We start from the raw sequence: 6,121 nt of genomic DNA, 5'->3' as shown, positions 1-6,121 counted from the left end.
CTTCCGCTGTGTCTGGCTGCGCCAGACGGTCGCTGCGCTCCCACGCCCGGATCAATCCCTGCGCTCAGCCTTCCGATGTCGCTGGTTAGGCAAGATCAAAAGCACTCGAGCTAACGCTCATTGTTGAGTGGTTAGAAGCGGGTGGTTGGCTTGGGATTTGTGGTGTGGCTGCCCCTCACCCCAGCCCTCTCCCCCTGGAGAGGGAGCCGATTTGTGAGCCGTTCAGAACTTGAGTACGACTCGGTATCCCAAGTTGGCGTATCTCTCCAAGTCACCACGGTCAGTCCCCTCTCCCTCCGGGAGAGGGCTAGGGTGAGGGGCTTTTGACGTGGCTTTTGATTTCAGGCCAGCCCCAGTTACCGCGTTGCCGCGCCGCCATCAGCAGCACCCTGGCACTGGGCTGCAACAGCGCCGTGCCCGGACGGCCTCGGAGGAATGATCGGTTTTTTAGGAAAAGTCCTACAGATCCCGGTACAGGCAATTGCGTAGCCTTGCCCACCCAGAAACCCTGGAGGGAGAATGACCATGATCAACAAAGCCCTGCGAATCCTGATCGCCGATACCCAGCATTTTCACCGGATGAAAATCGAGCGCCTGTTCAACAGCCTCGATTATTACCGCGTGGCGCCGGTGCAAAGCCTCGCCGAGCTGTTGACGCTGGTCGACTACGGTTGCGAGCCGTTCGATGTGGTGGTCATCAATGCCGATCTGGCGGGTCCGCTCGACCTGCTGGGGTTTTTCCTCGATAACCCACAGGTGCGGCAGGCATTGATCTACAACGAGCGCACGGCGCCATTGCAGTGCGCTGCAGGTTTCGCTCAGGACAATGTGCAAATCAGCCCGCTGGCGTTGCCCGGACTGCCGGCGATCAAGCAGTTGATGGCAATGGTCGAGGCGCCGGCCATCCGGTGCGAGACGTTGGCCCGGCAGCCGCTTGCGGCGGTGCGCAGGGCAACCCATGCATAAAAAATCAACGTGCACAACTGTCAGACCTGACAGGTGATTCGCCCGTCGTTCCGTGTAACAGTCCCGGCGCAGCCACCGAGTCCGGATCCGCCCGCACCGGTGGGCTGTTCGTCCGGCTTTGCACTGGGAGTGGCCATGAAGCCCGAGAAGTCAGCGCTGATCGTTGACGATCATCCGGTGGTGCGCGCCGCCATCCGGATCGTATTGCAAGCTGAAGGATTCAAACTGATTCACGAGGCTTCTCAGGGCAACGAGGTGCTGGCGCTGATTCGTGAACATCAGCCGCAACTGGTGATCCTCGATATCAATCTGCCGGCGCTCGGCGGGCTGGAGGTGCTGGCGCGGATCAAGGCCAATGATCTGAATTGCCGCGTGCTGGTATTCAGTACTCACGATCCGCTGTTTTACCAGCAGCGCTGCCTGAGGGCCGGGGCAATGGCCTACGTGACCAAGACCAATCAACTGCAGCAGTTGCACAAAGCCATTCAGGCACTGATGTCCGGTTACACCTATTTTTCCGCGTTGTCGGATACCGCCAGCGTGCTGAATGCGGTGCAAACCACCGAGAAGGAAATGATCGATCAGCTTTCCAACCGTGAACTGAACATTCTCGAACAATTGGGGCACGGCAAGTCCAACAAGTCTATTGCCGAGGACATGCACCTGAGCCACAAGACCGTCAGCACGTACAAGACCCGATTGATGAAAAAACTCGGGGTCAATTCAGCGGTGCACTTGCGCGATTTCGCCAAGCGCAATCACGTCATCTGAGCACGCGACCATGCGCCAGGGGGGCTGGATCGTCGGGCTGTGGCTGAGCCTGACCGCGTTATGCGCGGCGAGTGAACCACCGCAGGTGCTGGAAGTGCTGACCCGTACCGGCCTGGAAAATGTCCAGTTGCGTCTCGACGCCCAGGACCGGCAATGGCTGCGTCAGCACCCGCTGTTGCGCATGGGCATTTCCGGGCCGGATTACCCGCCATTCGAACTGACCCGCAACCAGCATGAACTCGAAGGATTGACCGCCGATTACGCTGATCTGCTGGCGCAGTTGCTCGGGATCCGCATCGAGGTGCGCCGGTTTGCCGACCGGGAGGCGGTGATGGCCGCGCTCAAGCGTGGCGAGCTCGATCTGCTCGGCACCTCCAACAGCTTCGAAATCGCCGATCCGGCCTTTGTGTTGTCCCGGCCGTACGCCGAAGATCAACCGATGCTGGTCACTCGCCTCGACGAGCAATTGCCGACCGATCTTGCCGGCAAACGCCTGGCGATGGTCGAGGACTATTTGCCGCTGGCGACCGTGCAAGGCTTTTATCCGCAGGCTCAGGTGCAGCGTTACCCGTCGGCGATGGACGCACTCGGTGCGGTGGCATTCGGCGCGGACGACGTGTACCTCGGTGATGTCATCAGTGCCAACTACCTGATCAACACCAACTATCGCAACGACCTGCAACTGGCCGGCCCGTCGGGCCTGGACGCCAATGCGTTCGGTTTCGCCCTGCTGCGCAGTGATGCGCGCCTAAAACGCATCGTCGATCTGGCGCTGGCGGCCATTCCCATGGAGCGCCGGCAACGCATCGAACAGCGTTGGAGCGCCGGTCTGGCGGAAATGGCGGAGCAAACGCGGGTACAACTGAGCGCCAGCGAACAGGCCTGGCTCGACCAGCACCCGGTGGTGCGAGTTGGCGCCATCGAAGATTTCGCGCCGCTGACGTTTTTCGATGCCGACGGCCGTTTCAGCGGGCTCACGGCGCAATTGCTGAGCCTGATCAGCCAACGCAGCGGGCTCAATTTCGAAATCGTGCGCGGAACCTCGCTGGACCGTCAGATCGAACAGCTCAAGACCGGTGAACTGGACCTGCTGCCGGTGGTAACGCCGAGCAGCGAGCGCGAAACCGAGCTGCAATTCACCCGCGCCTACCTGAACAATCCGTTCGTGCTGGTCAGCGCAAGCACCTGGCAGGGGCCGCTCCCCCTGGACGAACTGGCGGGCAAGCGGCTGGCAATCTACCGCGGTCATCCGTTGCGCAGTTATCTGTTGGCCCGTGTGCCGCGCTTGCGTCTGGTCGAAACCGCGAGCCCGGCCGACGGCATGGCGATGATTCTCAAGGGCCAGGTCGACGTCACGGTGAGTTCGTTGGTGGTGGCGCGTTTTCTGATTGCCCGCCATTACCGCGAACGGCTGCGCATTACCGGCACAGTCGGTGATCAACCGGCGCGCATTGCCTTGGCGACCGCACCACAAATGCCGGCGCTGCACTCGATCCTGAACAAGGCACTGCTGAGCATCGCCCCGCAGCAGATGGATGAGCTGGTCGAGCGCTGGAGCCATGAGGTGGTGATCGATGACAGTTACTGGCGGCGCCATCGCCACGAAATTCTCCTTGGCTTTGCGGCAGCGGCGCTGCTGCTCGCGCTGGCGCTGGGCTGGATCGTCTGGCAGCGCCGTCAGTTGCGCCGCCGCCAGCAATGGCTGCAGCAATTGCAGGACGCCAAGGATGCGGCGGACGATGCCAATCGCGCCAAGACCACGTTTCTGGCGACCATGAGCCATGAAATCCGCACGCCGATGAGCGCCTTGATCGGCATGCTCGAACTGGCCTTGAAACGCGCGGAGGAGGGCGTCACCGATCGTCTGGCGATACAGGTGGCGTCAAACGCCGGGCAACAATTATTGGCGCTGATCGGCGACATACTCGATATCGCACGGATCGAAACCGGGCATCTGTCCCTCGCGCCCGAACGCGCCAACCTGCGTGATCTGGTGCTCTCGGTGTGTCGGGTGTTCGAGGGGCTGGCGCGGCAGAAGCACTTGCTCTGGCATCTGCAACTCGATACCGGCAGTAATGTCGACGTGCTGATTGACCCGACACGTTTCAAGCAGGTGCTGTCGAACCTGCTGAGCAATGCCATCAAGTTCACTGACGAGGGCCAGGTCAGCTTGCATCTGGTGGTCGGCGCTGCGCCGGCCGAGCGCTTGGCGGTGAGGGTGTTGATCGAGGACAGCGGCGTGGGGATCAGTCACGCAGATCGTCAACGATTGTTCAGCCCGTTCGTGCAGGCGAGCAATCACGCGCAATCGGCGCGCAGCGGTTCCGGGCTGGGCCTGGTGATCAGCCGCAACCTGTGCGAGATGATGGGCGGCACACTGCGACTGGACAGCGTGCCGGGTATAGGCACGCAGGCAGAAGTCAATCTCGAGTTGCCGCTGCTGGCGCCGCTTGCGCAAGCGGCGTCGGCTCCCGTTGCGGTTGTCACGGCGGCGCATCCGCTGAATGTGCTGGTGGTCGATGATCATCCGGTCAACCGCTTGCTGCTGTGCTGGCAGTTGAGTGAACTCGGCCATCGTACGGTCGATACTGACAACGGTGACGACGCCCTTGAGCGCTGGCGAACGCAGGCGTTCGATGTGGTCATTACCGACTGCAACATGCCGCGGCGCAATGGTTATCAGCTCGCGCAGGCGATCCGCGAGCAAGAATCGCTGGCCGAACGCACGCCGTGTTTGCTGCTGGGCTTCACCGCCAATGCGCAGGCCGAGGAACGCGCTCGCTGTCTGGCCGCCGGCATGGACAATTGCCTGTTCAAGCCTATCCGCTTGCACGATCTGGCACAGGCATTGGCCGCAGCCAGCCACTGCGCCGTGCCAGCGGATCACGTTGCAACGGCTGCGCTGGTGGAAATCGACTTGAGCACGCTGGAGCAAATGGCTGGCAATGACCGCGGTTTGATCGAGCGCCTGCGCGAGGAAGTGCTGAACAGCTTGCGCCTGGACCGGCAACTGCTGGCGGTGTTGCAGGATGACCGCGACCGCGCCGGGTTGCGCGATCTGGCGCATCACATCAAGGGTGGCGCGCAGATGGTCGGCGCGGCGCGGGTGGTGGCGGCCTGTGTCGACCTGGAACTGGCTTGCGCTGACGGGCAAACGCCGCTGTCCAACACAGCAATCGAGGCGTTGCGCGAGGCCATGGACAGCCTCGCGCAACGCCTGCTGACCTGATAGCGGCGCTTCGGTTTTTGTGGGAGCCAGCCTGCTGGCGATTGCAGCACCGCAGATTCTGTAGGCAGGTCACTGTTCCCCTGATGGAACGCTGAAGCCGGTTTTCGCCCTCTAGTCCGATATTGGCCAGGCGGTTAGGATTAATCCAATGCTTTTATCCAGATTGGAGACCCCATGAAAAACCTTATCGGTATCTACACCAGCCCGCGCGGCCATTGGGTCGGCGATGGTTTTCCGGTGCGCACGCTGTTTTCCTACGACAACCTGGGCAAACACATCAGCCCGTTCCTGCTGCTCGATCATGCCGGCCCGGCTGAATTCACGCCGACCACTGAACAGCGCGGCGTGGGTCAGCATCCGCACCGTGGTTTCGAGACCGTGACGATCGTTTACGACGGCGAAGTGCAGCATCGTGACTCGACCGGCAGTGGCGGGGTGATCGGCCCCGGCGATGTGCAGTGGATGACGGCTGCGTCGGGGATTCTGCATGAAGAGTTTCACTCGGAAAACTTCGCCAGAACCGGCGGCAAACTGGAGATGGTGCAGTTGTGGGTCAACTTGCCGGCCAGGGACAAGATGGCTGCGCCGGGGTATCAGACCATTCTCGACAGTGACATTCCGCGCATCGCGCTCAAGGACAACGCTGGCAGCCTGCGTTTGATTGCGGGTGAGTTCGAGGGGCATAAAGGACCGTCGCGCACGTTTACCCCGATTGATGTGTGGGATTTGCGGTTGAACGCAGGCCGGTTGCTGACGCTTGATTTGCATGAGGGTCGCAATACCGCGTTGGTGGTGTTGAAGGGCTCGGTGCGGGTTAATGGTGGGGAGTCGGCGTCTGTCGGGCAGTTGGTGCTGTTCGAGCGCGCGGGGCGGGCGGTGTCGCTTGAGGCGCATGAGGACGCGGTGGTGTTGTTGCTCAGCGGCGAGCCGATTGATGAGCCGATTGTCGGGCATGGTCCGTTTGTGATGAATTCGGAGGAGGAGATTCATCAGGCGTTTGTTGATTTTCAGTCGGGGCGGTTTGGGCGGATGCAGGGTTGAGATGAGCTTTTTTTGGGGTACATATCCGTTGCTGCGGTAACGGCGGCTTAGGGTTCCGCCCTTACGGCGGGTCACCTTTTTCAAACGCCAAAAAGGTAACCCAAAACGCTTGCT

The 6,121-nt window shown here is 61.3% G+C and carries 4 protein-coding genes; all 4 read left to right on the top strand.

Annotated elements, in window-relative coordinates; genetic code table 11:
* Positions 1 to 525: 525 nt before the first annotated feature.
* Positions 526 to 966, top strand: coding sequence for a chemotaxis protein CheY (locus tag ACYYKW_RS26265; RefSeq protein WP_464991572.1), 441 nt, complete (start codon positions 526 to 528; stop codon positions 964 to 966).
* Between the two features lie 135 nt (positions 967 to 1,101).
* Positions 1,102 to 1,737: a response regulator transcription factor gene (locus tag ACYYKW_RS26260; protein ID WP_093102879.1), complete on the top strand. Its 636-nt coding sequence runs from the start codon at positions 1,102 to 1,104 to the stop codon at positions 1,735 to 1,737.
* Between the two features lie 10 nt (positions 1,738 to 1,747).
* Positions 1,748 to 4,966, top strand: coding sequence for a transporter substrate-binding domain-containing protein (locus ACYYKW_RS26255; protein ID WP_464991571.1), 3,219 nt, complete (start codon positions 1,748 to 1,750; stop codon positions 4,964 to 4,966).
* 174 nt (positions 4,967 to 5,140) lie between these two features.
* Complete coding sequence (locus ACYYKW_RS26250; protein ID WP_464991570.1) at positions 5,141 to 6,007, top strand: pirin family protein; 867 nt, start codon at positions 5,141 to 5,143, stop codon at positions 6,005 to 6,007.
* Positions 6,008 to 6,121: the final 114 nt, after the last annotated feature.

This window comes from Pseudomonas sp. 15C, assembly GCF_055484735.1.
This window is presented reverse-complemented; position numbering and strand designations above follow the sequence as displayed.